The 16,879-nt window shown below is 51.0% G+C and carries 16 protein-coding genes; 7 read left to right on the forward strand and 9 right to left on the reverse strand.

All coding sequences use genetic code 11. The features are described 5' to 3' along the window. The 6 genes from flgG to flgL all read left to right on the forward strand — a co-directional run. Nucleotides 1-608: flagellar basal-body rod protein FlgG (gene flgG / locus M0R47_RS05500; protein WP_292551478.1), on the forward strand; the 608-nt coding region annotated here is incomplete at its 5' end. A gap of 51 nt (nucleotides 609-659) precedes the next feature. Continuing rightward, the gene (gene flgH, locus M0R47_RS05505; RefSeq protein WP_292551757.1) at nucleotides 660-1,328 is read left to right on the forward strand and encodes a flagellar basal body L-ring protein FlgH; all 669 of its coding nucleotides are present in this window, start codon (nucleotides 660-662) and stop codon (nucleotides 1,326-1,328) included. 17 nt (nucleotides 1,329-1,345) lie between these two features. Beyond that, a complete protein-coding gene (locus M0R47_RS05510) occupies nucleotides 1,346-2,449 on the forward strand; it encodes a flagellar basal body P-ring protein FlgI (RefSeq protein WP_292551481.1) in 1,104 nt (367 codons plus the stop codon). 57 nt (nucleotides 2,450-2,506) lie between these two features. Beyond that, nucleotides 2,507-3,550, forward strand: coding sequence for a flagellar assembly peptidoglycan hydrolase FlgJ (gene flgJ, locus M0R47_RS05515; protein WP_292551484.1), 1,044 nt, complete (start codon nucleotides 2,507-2,509; stop codon nucleotides 3,548-3,550). A 43-nt stretch (nucleotides 3,551-3,593) separates the two neighbouring features. Then, complete coding sequence (gene flgK / locus M0R47_RS05520) at nucleotides 3,594-5,393, forward strand: flagellar hook-associated protein FlgK (protein ID WP_292551487.1); 1,800 nt, start codon at nucleotides 3,594-3,596, stop codon at nucleotides 5,391-5,393. A gap of 11 nt (nucleotides 5,394-5,404) precedes the next feature. Beyond that, nucleotides 5,405-6,688: a flagellar hook-associated protein FlgL gene (gene flgL / locus M0R47_RS05525; RefSeq protein WP_292551490.1), complete on the forward strand. Its 1,284-nt coding sequence runs from the start codon at nucleotides 5,405-5,407 to the stop codon at nucleotides 6,686-6,688. Between the two features lie 98 nt (nucleotides 6,689-6,786). Here the strand turns inward: flgL and M0R47_RS05530 are convergent, their stop codons facing one another. The 4 genes from M0R47_RS05530 to M0R47_RS05545 all read right to left on the reverse strand — a co-directional run bounded on the left by M0R47_RS05530 (nucleotide 6,787) and on the right by M0R47_RS05545 (nucleotide 9,647). Next, nucleotides 6,787-7,029 (reverse strand): hypothetical protein, encoded by a 243-nt coding sequence (locus M0R47_RS05530; protein WP_292551493.1) that lies wholly within the window; start codon nucleotides 7,027-7,029, stop codon nucleotides 6,787-6,789. 188 nt (nucleotides 7,030-7,217) lie between these two features. Next, on the reverse strand, nucleotides 7,218-7,946 hold the full coding sequence (locus M0R47_RS05535; RefSeq protein WP_292551495.1) for an ABC transporter ATP-binding protein: 729 nt from the start codon (nucleotides 7,944-7,946) through the stop codon (nucleotides 7,218-7,220). Beyond that, complete coding sequence (locus M0R47_RS05540) at nucleotides 7,943-8,689, reverse strand: ABC transporter permease (protein WP_292551498.1); 747 nt, start codon at nucleotides 8,687-8,689, stop codon at nucleotides 7,943-7,945. Before M0R47_RS05540 ends, M0R47_RS05535 begins: the two co-directional genes overlap by 4 nt. Before the next feature lies 1 nt (nucleotide 8,690). Further along, nucleotides 8,691-9,647, reverse strand: a complete 957-nt coding sequence (locus M0R47_RS05545; protein WP_292551501.1) for an ABC transporter substrate-binding protein — start codon at nucleotides 9,645-9,647, stop codon at nucleotides 8,691-8,693. A 236-nt stretch (nucleotides 9,648-9,883) separates the two neighbouring features. Between M0R47_RS05545 and M0R47_RS05550 the strand changes: the two genes are divergently transcribed. Next, entirely contained in the window at nucleotides 9,884-10,369 is a 486-nt protein-coding gene (locus M0R47_RS05550) for a C40 family peptidase (protein ID WP_292551503.1), read from the forward strand. 158 nt (nucleotides 10,370-10,527) lie between these two features. On the opposite strand, the gene M0R47_RS05555 is transcribed toward M0R47_RS05550, so the two are convergent. From M0R47_RS05555 to M0R47_RS05575, 5 genes are read right to left on the reverse strand one after another with little or no spacing between them, the layout of a single operon-like run. Then, complete coding sequence (locus M0R47_RS05555) at nucleotides 10,528-10,740, reverse strand: formate dehydrogenase subunit delta (RefSeq protein WP_292551506.1); 213 nt, start codon at nucleotides 10,738-10,740, stop codon at nucleotides 10,528-10,530. 6 nt (nucleotides 10,741-10,746) lie between these two features. Continuing rightward, nucleotides 10,747-11,595: a formate dehydrogenase accessory sulfurtransferase FdhD gene (gene fdhD, locus M0R47_RS05560; RefSeq protein ID WP_292551507.1), complete on the reverse strand. Its 849-nt coding sequence runs from the start codon at nucleotides 11,593-11,595 to the stop codon at nucleotides 10,747-10,749. Nucleotides 11,596-11,642: 47 nt separating this feature from the next. After that, nucleotides 11,643-14,492, reverse strand: a complete 2,850-nt coding sequence (gene fdhF / locus M0R47_RS05565; protein WP_292551510.1) for a formate dehydrogenase subunit alpha — start codon at nucleotides 14,490-14,492, stop codon at nucleotides 11,643-11,645. Between the two features lie 21 nt (nucleotides 14,493-14,513). Continuing rightward, nucleotides 14,514-16,067 carry an NADH-quinone oxidoreductase subunit NuoF gene (locus M0R47_RS05570; RefSeq protein ID WP_292551513.1) on the reverse strand — a complete coding sequence of 518 codons (1,554 nt, stop codon included), beginning with the start codon at nucleotides 16,065-16,067 and terminating at the stop codon, nucleotides 14,514-14,516. After that, on the reverse strand, nucleotides 16,064-16,540 hold the full coding sequence (locus M0R47_RS05575) for a formate dehydrogenase subunit gamma (protein WP_292551516.1): 477 nt from the start codon (nucleotides 16,538-16,540) through the stop codon (nucleotides 16,064-16,066). Before M0R47_RS05575 ends, M0R47_RS05570 begins: the two co-directional genes overlap by 4 nt. Nucleotides 16,541-16,879 lie beyond the last annotated feature (339 nt).

The raw sequence follows: 16,879 nt of genomic DNA on the forward strand, positions 1-16,879 counted from the left end.
CCCAGTTACCGACGGGATTGCAGTTAGGAACCGGTGTACGGACGGTGGCAACCGAAAAACTGCATACCCAAGGCAATGTTCAGCCGACCGAAAACTCGTTGGATGTGGCAATAAATGGCCGGGGCTTCCTGCAAATCTTGATGCCGAACGGCGACATCAATTATACCCGTGACGGCTCTTTTAAATTAGACGCAACAGGACAGATAGTTACGTCCGGCGGATTAACGCTGGATCCGGCAATCACCGTGCCGCAAGATGCCGAAAGCATCACGATCGGCACTGACGGTACGGTATCCGCCAAGTTGCCGGGCGCTGCCGAACCGAGCGTGTTGGGGCAAATCCAGACCGCTAATTTTATCAATCCTACCGGCTTGGAAGCGATCGGCGAAAACCTCTACCGGGAATCCGCCGCCAGCGGCGCGCCGATCATTGGCACGCCGGGGGAGGCGGAATACGGCACTTTGGTTCAAGGCTCCTTGGAAACCTCCAACGTCAATGTTGTCGAGGAGTTGGTCAATATGATCGAAACGCAACGGGCTTATGAAATGAACTCCAAAGCGATTTCGACAACCGATCAGATGCTGTCCTTTGTGACGCAACAATTATAAGTTAGGGTGAACGGCATGATAGTTCAAAAAACGGTTTTCACGGCGCACGCCATGCGACGTTTTACCTTTCTGGCAGTCATGCTGTCGCTGTTGGAAGCTTGTACTCCGATACCGCCAAGAGATCCGGCATTTGCCCCGGTTGCCCCGGCCGATTTACGGCCGCCGGTACAAAACAGCGGATCGATCTATCAGTCCGGTTACGATACGCGTTTGTTTGAAGATCAAACGGCAAAAAGGATCGGGGATGTGCTGACTATTACGTTGCTGGAGAGAACGCAGGCGAAAAAAGCTGACGATCTTAGAACTAAAAAAGACACCAATATGGAAGTTACCGCGCCTTCGATGTATACGCTGGGAGCAAAAGTCCTGACGGGTAACGACATTAACGCCAATCTGAGGGCGAACAGGGAATTTGACGGGGAGGCTAAGGCCGATCAAAGCAATAGCTTAAGCGGCAATATTTCCGTCACGGTTGTCGATGTGCTGCCGAACGGCAATTTAAGTGTGCGGGGCGAGAAAAGAGTCACGTTAAATCAGGGCGATGAATTCATCAGGCTGTCCGGCATCGTCAGGCCAGTCGACATAAACTCAGCCAACATTATCACCTCCGATAAAGTCGCCGATGTAACCATTATGTACGTAGGCGAGGGCGCCATGGCCGATGCCAGCAAGATGGGTTGGCTGGCAAGGATTCTGAACAGCCCATGGTTCCCATTCTAGGATAAGGATTTTTTGATATGAACACATTATATAAACACCTTATCTTATTAATCTTGACGGGCATTGCCTTCAGCGCTCCGGTTTATGCCGAGCGCATCAAGGATATCGCTTCTATCGAGGGCGTACGCAGCAATCAGCTGGTAGGCTACGGCTTGGTGGTCGGACTGGATAAATCCGGCGATAAAACGAACTTTACCGGACAGTCCTTGCGCAATATGTTGACGCGTCTCGGCATTACCTTGCCGCCGGGCATTGATCCTAAAGCCAAAAATATTGCGGCGGTTTCTGTGCAAGCCGAACTTCCGCCCTTTGCCAAGCCGGGTCAAGCGATTGATGTCACCGTTTCCTCGTTGGGCGATGCCAAAAGTTTACGGGGCGGAACCTTGTTGATGAGTCCTTTGAAAGGGGCTGACGGACAGGTTTATGCGATCGCCCAAGGCAGTCTGGTGGTCAGCGGCCTGAGCGCTTCAGGCCAGGATGGTTCGAGCGTTACCGTCAATAATCCCAATGTGGGCCGCATTCCCAACGGCGCAACCGTCGAGCGTACCGTTAGCTCATCTTTTGCTGACGGCGACGCATTGATTTTTAATCTGCACACGGCGGATTTCACGACGGCCAACCGCATGACGGAATCTATTAACAAGGTATTGGGCGCTAATACCGCAAAAGCGCTCGATGCGACTTCGGTCAGGGTGCGTGCGCCGGCCGATCCCGGCCAGAAAGTGACTTTTGCCTCGGTAGTCGAAAACATGGTGGTCATTCCGGATGACGCACCGGCGCGTGTGATTGTTAACTCGCGCACCGGGACTGTGGTGATTAACGGCAAGGTCAGGGTGCAGCCTGCGGCAGTGTCTCATGGCAGCTTGACGGTCACTATCAGCGAAGACCCGCAAGTCAGCCAGCCGAATGCATTTTCCAACGGCCAAACGGCAATTACCCCGAAATCCAGCATAAAGGTCGAAGAAGAGAAGAACCATATGTTTGTGTTTAACCCCGGCGTGTCCCTGGATGAAATTGTTAAGGCGGTCAACAATGTAGGCGCTGCGCCTAGTGATTTGGTGGCTATTCTTGAAGCGTTGAAGTCATCCGGCTCCTTGCATGCCGAATTAATTGTTATCTAAAGTTGTTGTTGACCGTGGCGGATTGCTATCGCGAATCCGCCTTACGCGGAGGTTGTTATGTTAAGTGGACCACAAAATGCCGATGTTTATACCGACTTTAACGGCTTGGCTAAATTAAAAGGCCAGGCCAGAAAAGAGTCGCCGGAAGCGTTGAAAGAAGTTGCCAAGCAATTCGAATCAATTTTCCTGAATAACGTGCTTAAAAGCATGCGCCAAGCCAAGCTGGCAGACGGCGCGATGGATAACGACCAAAGCAAATTCTATAACGATATGTATGACCAGCAGTTAGCCGTACACTTGTCAGGGTCTCCCGGCGTCGGCTTGGCTGACTTGATCGTCAAGCAACTAAGCCCCGATAAGCCTAAGCATGAAAAGCAGGATGTTGAGGATTACCTGAATAGGTCGGGAGGCATCGCGCGTAGCGGCACGGTACAGGCCCATGCCGTTAACCGGCATGCAGGCGGCAAGGCTGACAATGCTGACGGCCTGGCTGAGATTACTCCTTATATCCACGGCAGCGATCCGCTGGATGAGATAACTGAATTTCCGTTCGGCACTAATCAAGCGGCGCAATCCACCTTAAAGAACGGCCGCGCGCAGCCGATACAGTCTGCAGAAGAGTTCGTCAGGCGGCTGCATCCCCTGGCGGTCCAGGCCGCCAAAGAACTGGGCGTGGAACCCAAGGTTATTTTGGCGCAAGCGGCGCTGGAAAGCGGCTGGGGACGCTCGGTCATACACAACAGCAACGGCAGCAACAGTTTCAACCTGTTTAACATCAAAGCCGACAAAGCTTGGCAGGGTAAGCAGGCGCAAGTGGCCACGCTGGAATTCGACCAGGGTATCGCTAAAAAAGTGAATGCCGGATTCAGGTCCTACGACTCATTCGAGGACAGTTTCAGGGATTATGTCGACTTTATAAAAAGTAATCCGCGTTATAGCGATGCCTTAAAGAAAGCTGGCAATGCGCAACAATACGTGCATGAATTACAGCGTGCGGGTTATGCAACCGATCCGAAATATGCCGATAAGGTCATGAGTATCTACCAAGGCAACGCGATGGCCGAATTTGAGCCTGACGTAATAATGGCGATGAATCAATGAACACATCAGGTTTCGTCTCTAATTCTCAGAACAGGACGCACTCATGAGCGGATTATTATCAACATCATTATCAGGCCTGATGGCCGCTCAGCGTTCGTTGGAAACGGTTCAGCATAATATTTCCAATGTCAATACCGAGGGCTATAGCCGCCAGCGGGTAGAGCAGAGCACTAGGATGCCGCGATATACCGGCGATGGCTATGTCGGTCAGGGCGTACAGGTAACTAATGTCACGCGCAGCTATGACCAGTTTATTAACAAGCAATTAAACTCCAGTCTTTCAGCGTTCGGAGACGCAGACCGTTACCGCCAGCTGTCTACTCGCGTCGATAATATAATGGCCGACCCGAGTACCGGAATGGCGCCGGCAATAAATCGCTTTTTTAATGCTTTAAATGAAGTGGCGGATGATCCTTCATCGATCCCTTCCAGGCAGGTACTGCTGTCTGAGGCAGAAACCCTGACACAAAGCTTCAATACCTTGACAGACAGGTTTGAAGAGATACGCACGCAGAATAATAACGATATAGGTGCCATGGTTAACGATATTAATTCGCTGGCCAAGTCCATAGCCGATATTAACGTGCAGGTCACCTCGGGCGTAGGCAGAACAGGCGGGGCGATGTTGCCCAACGATTTGCTGGATGAACAGGATGCCCTGTTTTCAAAGTTAGCCGAAATCGTCAATATCTCCGTCGTTCCGCAAAAGGACGGCAGCTCCAGCGTTTTTATCGGCAATGGACAGGCGCTGGTTCTTAGCGGCGACGCGGCGGAATTTACCACGTTTCAGTCTGAATATGATCCAAACCGGCTGGAAATCGGGCTTAAGGTTCCTAGCGGCATAAACAATGTAACCAGTCAAATCAGCGGCGGCTCATTGGCCGGCTCGTTACGGTTTCGGGATGAGGTGCTGGACCCAGCGCAGCAACAATTGGGCAGGGTTGCCGCCGGCTTGGCGATGGAGGTTAATGCGCTTCATGAAAAAGGTTTTGATCTGAGCGGTACGGCCGGGTCGGCGTTATTTAACTTTTCCGGTACTGAAGAAGTTCCGGTTATTAAAAGTCCGCTTAATACCGGGAATGCAGCGGTCAGGGTTAATTTTCAGGATGTTAATGTCAACCCGTCGGCAGCTGGAAACCTGGATTTTAGCGATTTTAAATTGAAGTATGTTGGCGGAACCGATTACACTCTGACCAGGGTTCGCGATAACCAGGTGATTAATCTTACGGCCACTACTGTGGCGGGGGTTTCCACTTTGTCATTTGCAGCAACTCAGCCGGCCAATATCGATGTAAGCGCTTTGCCGGGCATTGATATCACTGTTGATTTAAGTGGGGGACAAACCCTATCGGTCGGGGATGAGTTTTTAGCCAGACCGGCCTACAGTGCGGCCCAGAAAATTGGCGTTAATATCAATGACCCCAGAAAAATAGCGGCCGCCACCAATGTTGAAGTCGATCCCGTGACCAAATTGCCGGTGCTGGACGGATTGGGTAATCCCGTTATTATCAAAGGCCCGATGCCCACCGATAACAGAAATGCGCTGCAATTGGCAAACCTGGGCAATAAACTAGGCATGTTAGGCGGAAGTGCCACGTTTAATGGCGCTTATGGGCAAATCGTTTCCAGTGTCGGAGGTTTGACGCGAGCTTCGGAGCTCAGTTCTTCGGCTCAGCAGACCTTATTAAATCAGGCGAAGGAATCCCGAGAAGGACTGGCGGGAGTAAACCTGGATGAAGAAGCCGCTAACCTGATAAAGTTTCAGCAGGCTTATCAGGCATCCGCCCAATCCATTTCAGTGGCAAGGTCTTTATTCGATACCTTGATAGGCGCAGTTAGATAGGAGTTATAGCAATGAGAATTTCAACCGCGTGGTCGCAACAGCTGAGCTTTAATGCGATGAGCAGTCAGCAAACTAAGTTGGCCAAGCTGCAACAGCAACTAAGTTCCGGGCTTAAAATATCAGCGCCGGCCGAAGATCCGGAGGCGGCGGCAAGGATATTGGATTTAGATAAATCGATTACAAAAACAGAGCAGTACCAAAGCAATATTGCCACTACTCGCGGGCGATTGAATCTTGAGGAATCTGCGCTGGAAGCCGCAAATAACATCATCTTTAAAGCCAAGGACCTGACTATCCAGGCCAAAAACGATACCTTAAACAGCAGCGACAGGCTGGCGATCAAGTATGAAGTGGATCAGCTGCTTGAAGAATTGGCGGGCGTGGCTAATACCCAAAATGCCAATGGCGAATATATTTTCTCAGGCGATCTTGCTACGGTACCCGCTTTCGCGCGGAATGCCACAACGGGCGAATATGCCTACCAGGGCGGCCTGCAGCAACGGGCTTTGCAAATCAGCACAACCAGGCAGGTTGCTGATGGCGATTTGGGCTTCAATGTTTTTGAACACATAAATTCGAGTAGCCCGGCCGCGGATGAGAATGGCAAACGCAGTGTTTTCAATACCCTAAAGGCACTGTCTGACGGTTTGGGCGCGTCGCTTAATGCTACCGCTGGTGTAATAACCGGCGACCGGTTTTTGCGTTATGGCTTGGATTATTCGGCTGCGACAGTTCAATTTGACCTGATTGCCAACGGCGGCATAACCGCACCGATAGATCTGAGCGGTCAGCAGTTTGCAGGCGTCGAAGATGTTGTTACCGAGATTAATTCACAACTTACCGCAGGCGGTTTTAGCGGGGCTATTCAAGCGCGGAGCAACGGCAATAAAATCGAGTTTGCTTCAGTCGCGACAGGCGCTACTTCCAGCATCCAAATCAATAACACTTCAGGAACATTTTTAGCAGATGCCGGGTTTGCCGCCGGTCAGGTCAAGGCAGGAGTCGGCGCGCAGACATTTCAGGCTCAACTTGGCGATGTGTTAACCGATCTTGATGCGGCATTGGGCAGTTTCCTGGATGCAAGATCCAGTGTCGGAGCGAGGCTGAACGCGCTGGACAACCAGGAATCCCAAAATGAAAAATACGTAATTGATACCAAGAGCATGCTTTCTGAAACTCAAGACCTTGATTATGCCGATGCACTTAGCCGCTATCAATTGCAATTCACCGCGTTGCAGGCGGCGCAACAGACTTTTACCAAGACAAAAGAATTATCCTTGTTTAAATATCTCTAAGAACTGTTCAGTGACCAGCCAAGGCTGAGATGTTGAAGCGGAGGCAGGTGGCGGTAAAAGGTGAACCCCGCTTCAAGGCCCACCTTTAAAAAGCCGGATTATGGATAGACGACTTTAGGGGTAAAGTTGGCAGCCGGGTATTTGGGGTCGAACTCGGTAGCTTTTTCTGCGGGCTTTTGGTCTGGGCATTTTGGTGAAGCCTTGACTGCCTCTTTGTCGATATAGACAACTTTAGGTTGAAAATTTGCAGCGGGGTATTGCTCATCGCTCCCGGCAGATGCGGTAAGCGAAGTTAATGCAACAACAGCAGTCGTCAGTCCTAAGATAATTGTTTTTTTCATATGATATTAACCTTGGGTAGTTGGTACGACAAGCCCTGCTGGACAAATCGGCAGGACAGCCGATTTGCATTAACCCGAAGGGCGTCAGGCAGGATAACCTGACGCGAATCCTCTATAACAAGGCTTGGAGCCAAAGAGTATCGGGTATTTTTAGCGAACCCGCAACTGTTTTTCCAGCCGGAAAACGGTCACAAAAGTTGTTTTATTTCGGGATGGTTTTTCAGCAATTGCTGCCTGAATGATTCAACGGCAAGCTCGCTGTGGCGCTCACTTCGGGCAATAGGCACGGCGATTTCACTAATCACCCGCATCGGCGAGGCTGACAAAAATACCAGCCGGTCAGCCAGCGCAATGGCCTCGCGCAGGTCATGAGTGACAAATAAAACCGTGTGCGGGCGCTGCTGCCACAATTTCAATAACAATTCCCTGACTTGCCTGGCGGTCGGCGCATCCAGCGACACAAACGGCTCATCCATCAGCAACACCTCAGGATCGACGGCAAACGCCCTGATAATGGCGACGCGGCGGCTCATGCCCAATGACAACCGTTCGGGATACACATGTTGCGCTTGTGTTAACTGCATGACCTCAAGCAAGGTATCGATGACCTCGGGCGATTGATTGTCGTCCAATGCCAGCTCAATATTTTCCCTAACCGTCCGCCAGGGCAGCAGGCGCGGGTTCTGGAAAATATAGCCGATCTTGGGATGCGTGTGCTGTTGTCCGACCAGTATGCCGCCATCGTAATCATTATCCAGGCCGGCAATAATATTCAACAGCGTGGTTTTGCCGCAGCCGGACGGGCCGACCAGGCAAATGAATTCATTCGAATTCAGCGACAGCTTAAGGTCTGCGATACTTGGCTTCGTTGCTGTCGGATAGGTTTTGTTGTTGATATTGATTTGAATGTCGGTCATCTGCGCCACCGTAGGGCTTTTTTATCCAGCGGTTTTAGTACCAGCAGTTCTATCAGCTGAATGACTGCAACAAAAGCGATCGTATAAGCCAGGATGCTGGCGACATCAAACAGTTGAAAGAATAAATGCAGCTGATAGCCCATGCCGTTGCTGCGGCCTAATAGCTCGACCACCAGAATGATCTTCCAAATCAGGGCCAGGCCCGACCGGGTTGCGCCCATCACAAACGGATGCAGTTGCGGCCAGATCACATGAACCAGGGTCTTGCGCTTGCTGAAACGGTAACAGCGCGCCATTTCCAGCAAATCCTGATCCAGCGCACGCGTGCCTTCACGGATCGTGACAATCACATTGGGCAGTTTGTTGATGACCACGGCGAGTATCGCCGCCGATTCGACCAGCCCGAACCAGACATAGCACAGGATAATGGTGACCAGCGCCGGGATATTCAAGAAAATCACCAGCCAGTTGTCGAAGAAGGCGTCGAGCTTTTTACTGCGTCCCAGCACGATGCCGATGGCGCAGCCCAGCAGCATCGCAATGGTAAAGCTGACCACCAGCCGGAGCAAGGTAACGCCCAGGTGAAAGGGCAGTTGCCCTGACATGCAGCCCTGCCAGAAAACCCGGGCTACAACTTCGGGAGTCGGTAAGGTGTTGCTGTTTAAATAGACGGCCAAACCCTGCCAGATGGCTAAAAAAACCAGTAAGGACAGGGTTGATAAAAAATGCTTAAAGTTAATCAAATTATTCAATCGACCAGAAGGTGCCGGGTTGCAGGTTTTCCGATTGGCCTGTTAACTGATTGTTGCTTAAAGAGCGGAGCATCGAATAAATGTGGCCCGCCGCCAGCTGTTCCGCTTGACCCCACTGTTCAACGCCGCCTTCGCAATAACGCTGGCGCAATTTAGCTAGTGTGGGTGCATCGTTTTCCTTGGTTAACGGAACGATTTTTTGCCAAGCGGTATCGGATGTGCACAGTTGATTCTTTGCTTGTTTACTGGCGTTAAAGAAACTGTTGACGGCCTGTTTATGCTCGTTTGCCCAGCTTTGCTTGAACACATAACCCAGGCTGGGTACATCCTCCTGAATGCCGAGGCCTTTTAAAATACCTTTGCCGTCGATAATCTGGCGATAGCCCTGAGCTTCAAGCCTGGCGGCAAAATGCCAATAGGTGAGGGTGGCATCGACACGGTTTTGCTTGATTTGCTCGGTGATCAGCGGCGGCGCGCCGAAGACTTTTTCCGCCGACGCATTCAGGTCCAGATGTTCTTGCTTAGCCAATGCTTGTAGCAACAGCCAGTTTTTATCCAGTTCGCCCCCGGCAATTCCCAGCCGCTTGCCTTTGAGGTCTTTTATCGAATGGATAGGGCTGTCTTTCGCCACCACCAAGGCGCCCGAGGTGTTTGAATAAGGATAAAAAGTAAAATCGGAACCGGTGGCGCGCAGCCTGGAAACCCAAATCCAGTCAGATACAATCATATCGACAGCGCCGGACTGTAGCGCAATCTTGCCGGCTTCCGCGTTGGCTAAATGCTGTATTTTCAGTTGAAAGTCAGTTTGCGGATTGTCCTGTAACGCCGCTAGCTCCCAATCGACGGTGCCGAAAGCCTGAACGCCGATACGAATAACGGTTTTTTCCGCAGCATAACTGCTGCATGAGACAAACAGGCACAGGCTGATAAAAAAGGCATTAAATTTCATGAAAGCTATTCTCAATGGCTAAGGCGAAAGTCGCCTATTTTATACTTTACGCAAGGCTTGGTGAGAAGATGTTTGTAATATTCTATGTAGCGGCACGATGATACTCCGGTTTTAAAGGATAATAATTAGCTGACAATGGATTGAGTGGAGTGAGGCCTGTGCATCATAGCCATTTTACGGGTAATGGCTTATCCTTGCAGGTAACTCTTACTCAGTCTCAAACGGGATATGGATTTGTGAACACATTCATCGCTCAAAATTTTTACGGTCTCTTTATCCGAGGTGTTTTACTCGCTGTGATAGTTTTGGTTTCCGGTTGCGCCAGCGTTCCGGAAACCAAGTCCGTAGTTGCAGATTCCTCGCCGATGGTCAGCTATGCGCTGAGTTTGCAGGGTACGCCTTATCATTACGGGAAAAGTTCACCCGAGGAAGGTTTCGATTGCAGCGGCTTTGTTCAACATGTTTACGGGCACCAAGGCATAGCGTTGCCGCGTACGGTTCAGGGAATGGCTCAGTCGCTGAACCAAGTCCCTAAAAATGATCTTCATTCCGGCGACCTGGTTTTTTTTAATACCAACGGCAAGCCGTTTTCCCATGTCGGGATTTATGTCAGTAATGATAATTTTATTCATGCGCCTAGCCAGCGCACAGGGAAGGTGCTGGTATCCAGCCTTAAGAATCGCTACTGGGGAGAGCGTTTTATTTGCGCAGGTCGTCCGTAACGGCCTTGCTGCCGTTATAGCTTTGGGGGAACAGATAGACTCACCGCAAACGGCTATATAGAGCAACTGCTGACGCGAAGAGCACGAAGTTGTTAGCTTGGTTTTCTTCGCGTCTTCGTAGTGATATGTTTTAAATTGATAACTTGAGGAAAATATTTTTAAGCAGCAAGCTTGGTCACAGCTGTTTTGACCAGGTCACTTAATTCAGAGCCGTCTTCCTGGCAATAGGTAATAATCGCTTTGCGCATTCTGGGATCCCATGACCTTAAAATGTGATTTTTTATGCCTTCTGCTGCGATTTCCTTGTCGCTTTCCGAGTTAAAGAAATTGCCTATGTCATTGGCCATTCTGATAAGTCTTTCTATTTTCATTGTTAATTACAGATAGTTGCTATGGATTAAGCGTTGCGGATGGGTATAAACCACATGTTGATCATCACGGGCAAAGCCGATTAAGGTGAGGCCTGCCTCATCAGCCAAACGTATGGCTAAGCCGGTAGGCGCGGAAATGGCCGCAAGCAGCGTAATACCGACCCATGCGGTTTTTTGCACCATTTCAAAACTGGCCCGGCTGGTGACGATCACAAAGCCTGAGGATAAATCTTTACCGGTGCGCAATAAAAAGCCGATCAATTTATCCAGCGCGTTATGCCGTCCTACATCTTCCCTGATATCCAAAATGCCCTGTCCGGGAACGACCCAGGCAGCCGCATGAACGGCTCCGGTTAGTTGGTTTAATTTTTGGTGTTGTTTGATGTCCGTTAAAGCGGAACGCAATTCAGCAGCAGACAAAACCAATTCTCCTTTAACCGGGGAGGGTTGGCGGATAGCTTGTTTTAGGGTGCTGGCACCGCATAGGCCGCAACCGGTACGGCCGGTTAAATTACGGCCTTTGTCGGACATGCATTGAAAACGTTGTTCCGGAATTTTTACCTGGACTTCAATGCCGTTTGAACGGTTATAAACCCGCGCCGATAACAACTCTTGCGGACTTTTAATAATGCCTTCGGTAATGCTGAAACCCAGCGCAAATTCTTCAAGATTGGTCGGGGTTGCCAGCATGACGACATGCGGCACCCCGTTGTAGACCAGAGAAATCGGCACTTCTTCGGCAATATAGTCTTGCCGTTGTTCATGCTGTCCGTCCCGCCAGCGATCAACGGTGCTTTGTTGATAGCTGGGCCAGCCTAACTCCAATGATAAAGGCTCGGTTTGCGCTCCTTGCATTGCTTTACCTTCTGCGATTATGCAGTCGTGTGTCGGCGTCAATGCCGTTAGTCATGACTCATTCCCTGCTCCAGCAGATCGAGTTGTTTTTCTGAAAACTCCTGGTATTGCTGTTGCCATTCCGAAGGCTGGCTAACTTTGGTGATTTGCACGGCAGTCACTTTGTATTCCGGACAGTTGGTTGCCCAATCGGAGTTGTCTGTCGTGATGACATTGGCGCCCGATTCCGGGAAATGGAACGTGGTGTAGACAACGCCGGGCTGCACACGGTCACTCACCAATGCGCGTAATACCGTTTCACCTGCGCGGCTCTTAATGCCGACCCAGTCACCGGTGTTTACGCCGCGATCTTCGGCATCATGCGGATGAATTTCCAGGCGGTCTTCAGCATGCCAGGCGACATTTTCAGTGCGGCGTGTCTGTGCTCCGACATTGTATTGCGACAAAATACGTCCGGTAGTCAGGATGAGCGGGAACTTGGCGTTGACGTGTTCTGTTGTCGGCACAAATTCGGTTAGCATGAACAAGCCCTTGCCGTTATCGCGCAGGAAATGCTCGGTGTGCATGATCGGTGTGCCTTCCGGCGTTTCGTCATTACATGGCCATTGCACGCTGCCGAGGCGGTCAATCTTTTCATAACTGACGCCGGCAAAGCTCGGTGTAAGCTGTGCAATTTCATCCATGATTTCTGACGGATGGCTGTAATTCATCGGATAGCCCAATGCATTGGCCAGCATTTGGGTAACTTCCCAATCCTGATAGCCTGCCAACGGCGACATGACTTTACGGACCGGGGAAATACGGCGCTCGGCATTAGTAAAGGTGCCGTTCTTTTCCAGGAAGGATGATCCAGGCAGGAAAACATGGGCAAATTTAGCGGTTTCGTTGAGGAAGATGTCCTGAACGATCACGCATTCCATGGCCCGCAATGCGGCATGAACATGTTTAATGTCCGGATCGGATTGGGCAATGTCCTCGCCTTCGCAGTACAGCCCCATAAAACTGCCGTCCAACGCCGCCTCGAACATGTTGGGAATACGCAAACCCGGTTCCGAGCTGAGTTTGGTATGCCATGCATTCTCAAACAATTGGTGCGTTGCCGGATCCGATACGTGGCGATAGCCTGGGAACTCATGCGGAAATGAACCCATGTCGCAGGAGCCTTGCACGTTATTTTGCCCGCGTAACGGATTGACGCCGGCACCGTCGTGACCCAAATTGCCTGTTGCCATGGCCAGATTGGCAATGCCGATTACAGTGGTGGAACCCTGGCTATGCTCGGTTACGCCCAAACCGTAGTAAATCGCGGCGTTGCCTGCGGTGGCATAAAGCCGTGCCGCAGCTCTGAGTTCAGCGGCGGGAACGCCGGTAATGGACTCGGAAGCTTCCGGCGAATTATGTTCCTGCGCGACAAAGGCTTTCCATTTGGTAAAAGAGGCGACGTCGCATCGCTCATTGACAAAGGCTTCGTCAAGCAAGTTTTCGGTAACCACGACATGTCCGAACGCATTGATCAAAGCCACATTGGTGCTGGGACGCAGCTTTAAATGATGGCTGGCTTTGACATGCGGCGACTTGATCAAATCAATTTCGCGCGGATCGATCACGATCAGTTTGGCGCCCTGACGCAGGCGTTTTTTCATTTGCGAACCGAATACGGGATGCCCGTCGGTAGGGTTGGCGCCCATCACTAAAATCACGTCGGCTTTCATGACCGAGTCGAAATCCTGGGTACCGGATGATTCGCCAAAGGTTTGCTTCAGGCCGTAACCGGTCGGTGAATGGCAAACCCGTGCGCAGGTATCGACATTGTTATTGCCGAAGCCTGCGCGTATCAGTTTTTGCATGATGTAGACTTCTTCGTTGGTGCAACGAGAAGAGGTGATGCCGCCGACGGAGTCTTTGCCGTATTTGGTCTGGATGCGTTTTAATTCCGACGCGGCGTAATTGATCGCTTCTTCCCAGCTGACTTCCTTCCAGGCATCTTTAATGCTGGCGCGGATCATCGGCTTGGTGATGCGGTCTTTGTGAGTCGCGTAACCAAACGCAAAACGGCCCTTGACGCAGGAATGGCCGTGATTGGCCTTGCCGTCTTTTGCGGGGACCATGCGGATCACTTGCTCGCCTTTCATTTCCGCTCTGAACGAGCAGCCGACGCCGCAATACGCGCAGGTGGTCACGATCGCATGTTCCGGCTGGCCGTTGTCAATTACCGATTTTTCCATCAGTGTTGCGGTTGGGCAGGCTTGCACGCACGCGCCGCAGGACACGCATTCCGAATCCATGAACGGTTGGTTCTGGCTGGGCGATACTTTGGAATCAAAGCCGCGGCCGTCGATGGTTAGCGCAAAGGTGCCTTGGGTTTCTTCACAGGCCCTGACGCAACGTGAGCAAACGATACATTTGCTGGGGTCGAAGCTGAAGTAAGGGTTGCTGTGGTCCTTTTCGGCGTTCAGGTGCGTTTCAACCGGGTTGTAACGGACTTCGCGCAAGCCGACAGCCCCCGCCATATCCTGTAGTTCGCAGTCGCCATTGGCCGAACAGGTTAAGCAGTCCAGCGGGTGATCAGAAATGTACAGTTCCATGATGCCGCGACGCACATCGGCCAGTTTTTTATTCTGGGTGGTGATTTTTAAACCTTCCGCGACTGGTGTAGTACATGAGGCGGGCATGCCTCTGCCGCCTTCTATTTGCACCAGGCAAAGACGGCAGGAACCGAAAGGCTCAAGGCTGTCAGTTGCGCACAGTTTAGGGATTTCAATACCTATGCTGGCTGCCGCTCGCATGACCGAGGTGCCTGCCGGAGCCGTGACCTGAAAACCATCAATTTCCAACGTAACCATGTTTTCATTGGTGCTGGCTGGTGTGCCAAAATCTTTCTCTTTATTCATCGACATTTTAAACTCCTCTAATCATTATCAGGCGGCTGTAGCTTTTGCATTTATCCCGAAGTCTTCGGGAAAATGGTTTAAAGCGCTCAGTACAGGGTAGGGCGTCATACCGCCTAATGCACAGAGGGAGCCGTTGAGTAAGGTGTCGCAAAGATCACGTAACAAAGGGATGTTTTTGTCGAGGTTGCGACCGTTGATAATGTCGTCCATGACTTCTACGCCACGGGTGGAGCCGATGCGGCAAGGTGTGCATTTGCCGCAGGATTCTTCTTTACAAAATTCCATGCTATAGCGCGCCATTTCAGCCATATTAACTGTGTCGTCAAAAACGACAATGCCGCCATGTCCCACTACCGCCCAGATGGCGGCAAAGGCTTCATAATCCAAGGGGGTGTCAAATTGCGATTCGGGCAGATACGCGCCGAGCGGGCCGCCGACCTGAACGGCACGAATGGGCCGGCCTGAAGCGGAACCGCCGCCGAAATCGTAAAGTAACTCTCGTAAGGTCAAACCGAAGCCCAACTCGACCAAGCCAGGATGTTTGATATTGCCGGCCAACTGTACCGGCAAGGTGCCGCGCGAACGGCCCATACCGAAATCGCGGTAATAATCGCCGCCTTTGTCCAGAATAACCGGCACTGAGGCCAGCGAAATAACGTTGTTGACGACGGTGGGTTGGCCGAACAAACCGCTGATGGCCGGTAAGGGCGGTTTAAAGCGCACTAGACCGCGTTTGCCTTCCAGGCTTTCCATCAATGAGGTTTCTTCACCGCAGACATAAGCGCCTGCGCCCAGCCTGACTTCCAGGTGAAAGGTATTGCCGCTGCCTTGAATGTTATCGCCCAGATAACCTTCCTTGTAAGCGGTGGCAATGGCGGCATTGAGCACTTCGTAAGCGTGAGGGTATTCTATGCGCAGATAAATATAGCCTTGCGTCGCGTCAACCGCTAAACCCGCAATTGTCATACCTTCTATTAACACGAACGGATCGCCTTCCATGACCATGCGGTCGGAAAATGTGCCGGAGTCGCCTTCATCGGCATTGCAGATGATATATTTTTGCAGCGATGCGGTGTTAAGCACCGTCTTCCATTTAATGCCGGTCGGAAAAGCTGCGCCGCCTCGGCCGCGTAAACCGGAATCGGTTACCGCTTGGACGATTTGTTCCTGGGCCATGGCAAGCGCATTTTTTAAACCGCGGTAACCGTCATTTGCAATATAATCGGTCAAGCTGACCGGGTCGGTTTTACCGATGCGGGCAAAAGTCAGGCGTTGCTGTTTCTTGAAGTAGTCAAGCTCTTCGGTCAGGCCTAAACCCAGCGCGTGTGCGCCGCCTTGGGTAAAGTCGGCATCGAATAAAGCGGACACATCGGAGGGCTGAACAGGGCCGTAGGCCATGCGTCCTTTAGCGGCCGCGACTTCAACCAGCGGTTCCAGCCAATACATGCCTCTTGAGCCGTTGCGGACCAGGTTAATATCAAGGCCACGCTTTGCGGCTTCCTGGGCAATAGCCGCAGCAACACGATCAGCGCCCAGTGAAACAGCGCTGGAATCGCACGGAACATAAATAGTGATACTCATTCTGTTGCCTCTATATCATTGATGACGGCATCAAAGCTGTCTGCGGTCACGCGTCCGTAAATCTCCTTGCCGATTTGCATGGCCGGTGAACAGGCACAGTTGCCTAGACAGTACACAGGTTCCAGAGAGAATCTGCCGTCCTCAGTCGTTTCATGAAAATCAATGTCCAGCCTGGCTTTGACATGCTCTTCCAGTTGTCTTCCGCCCATGGCTTGGCATGACTCCGCACGGCAAAGATGAATGGTTTGCTTTCCTGGCGGGGTGTTTCTGAAATAGTGGTAAAAGCTGATGACACCGTGAACTTCAGCACGAGACAGGCTAAGGGCCGCTGCTATGTCGGGAACGCTTTCGGCAGGGATATAACCCATGGCATCTTGTATGCCATGCAGAATAGGTAAAAGTGCGCCGGGCTTGTCTTTAAGTGCGGCAATGATTTCTTGCGCGATTGATTGCGTGGAGCCTGATTCTGTCATGACCATCTCAATATGGAGAATCCATCCTGATTAAAACAACGGCTGTTCCTGACTGTTGCGTATTTAAGTGTGCCAGATAGCATAGCACAAGATATTTTGGGTGTAAAAATGCTATAAAACGCACAAAAACAGAAGTGTTTTGAAAAACATTGTTTATGTCTCTATTTATAATAGATATTTTAAACCAAGCAGGTTAGTAAAGATTTATCTCTTTTAAGCAATACACTGTTCACGCATAGAAACATATTGCTGATATTTTTGATGCGCTGTACTGAGGATTACAAGGGCGATTAAAACCGCCCTTTATGCCTTGATGCCTGTTACGGTCCCTGAAATATT

The organism is Methylobacter sp. (assembly GCF_023227905.1).
In the GTDB taxonomy this organism is placed as follows: Bacteria; Pseudomonadota; Gammaproteobacteria; order Methylococcales; family Methylomonadaceae; genus Methylobacter_A.

Excerpts from the sequence above, each read along its gene's own strand:
- flgH (WP_292551757.1), top strand. The coding sequence starts at position 660 with ATGCGACGTTTTACCTTTCTGGCAGTCATGCTGTCGCTGTTGGAAGCT.
- M0R47_RS05510 (WP_292551481.1), top strand. The coding sequence starts at position 1,346 with ATGAACACATTATATAAACACCTTATCTTATTAATCTTGACGGGCATT.
- flgJ (WP_292551484.1), top strand. The coding sequence starts at position 2,507 with ATGTTAAGTGGACCACAAAATGCCGATGTTTATACCGACTTTAACGGC.
- flgK (WP_292551487.1), top strand. The coding sequence starts at position 3,594 with ATGAGCGGATTATTATCAACATCATTATCAGGCCTGATGGCCGCTCAG.
- flgL (WP_292551490.1), top strand. The coding sequence starts at position 5,405 with ATGAGAATTTCAACCGCGTGGTCGCAACAGCTGAGCTTTAATGCGATG.
- M0R47_RS05530 (WP_292551493.1), bottom strand. The coding sequence starts at position 7,029 with ATGAAAAAAACAATTATCTTAGGACTGACGACTGCTGTTGTTGCATTA.
- M0R47_RS05535 (WP_292551495.1), bottom strand. The coding sequence starts at position 7,946 with ATGACCGACATTCAAATCAATATCAACAACAAAACCTATCCGACAGCA.
- M0R47_RS05545 (WP_292551501.1), bottom strand. The coding sequence starts at position 9,647 with ATGAAATTTAATGCCTTTTTTATCAGCCTGTGCCTGTTTGTCTCATGC.
- M0R47_RS05555 (WP_292551506.1), bottom strand. The coding sequence starts at position 10,740 with ATGAAAATAGAAAGACTTATCAGAATGGCCAATGACATAGGCAATTTC.
- fdhD (WP_292551507.1), bottom strand. The coding sequence starts at position 11,595 with ATGCAAGGAGCGCAAACCGAGCCTTTATCATTGGAGTTAGGCTGGCCC.
- fdhF (WP_292551510.1), bottom strand. The coding sequence starts at position 14,492 with ATGTCGATGAATAAAGAGAAAGATTTTGGCACACCAGCCAGCACCAAT.
- M0R47_RS05570 (WP_292551513.1), bottom strand. The coding sequence starts at position 16,067 with ATGAGTATCACTATTTATGTTCCGTGCGATTCCAGCGCTGTTTCACTG.
- M0R47_RS05575 (WP_292551516.1), bottom strand. The coding sequence starts at position 16,540 with ATGACAGAATCAGGCTCCACGCAATCAATCGCGCAAGAAATCATTGCC.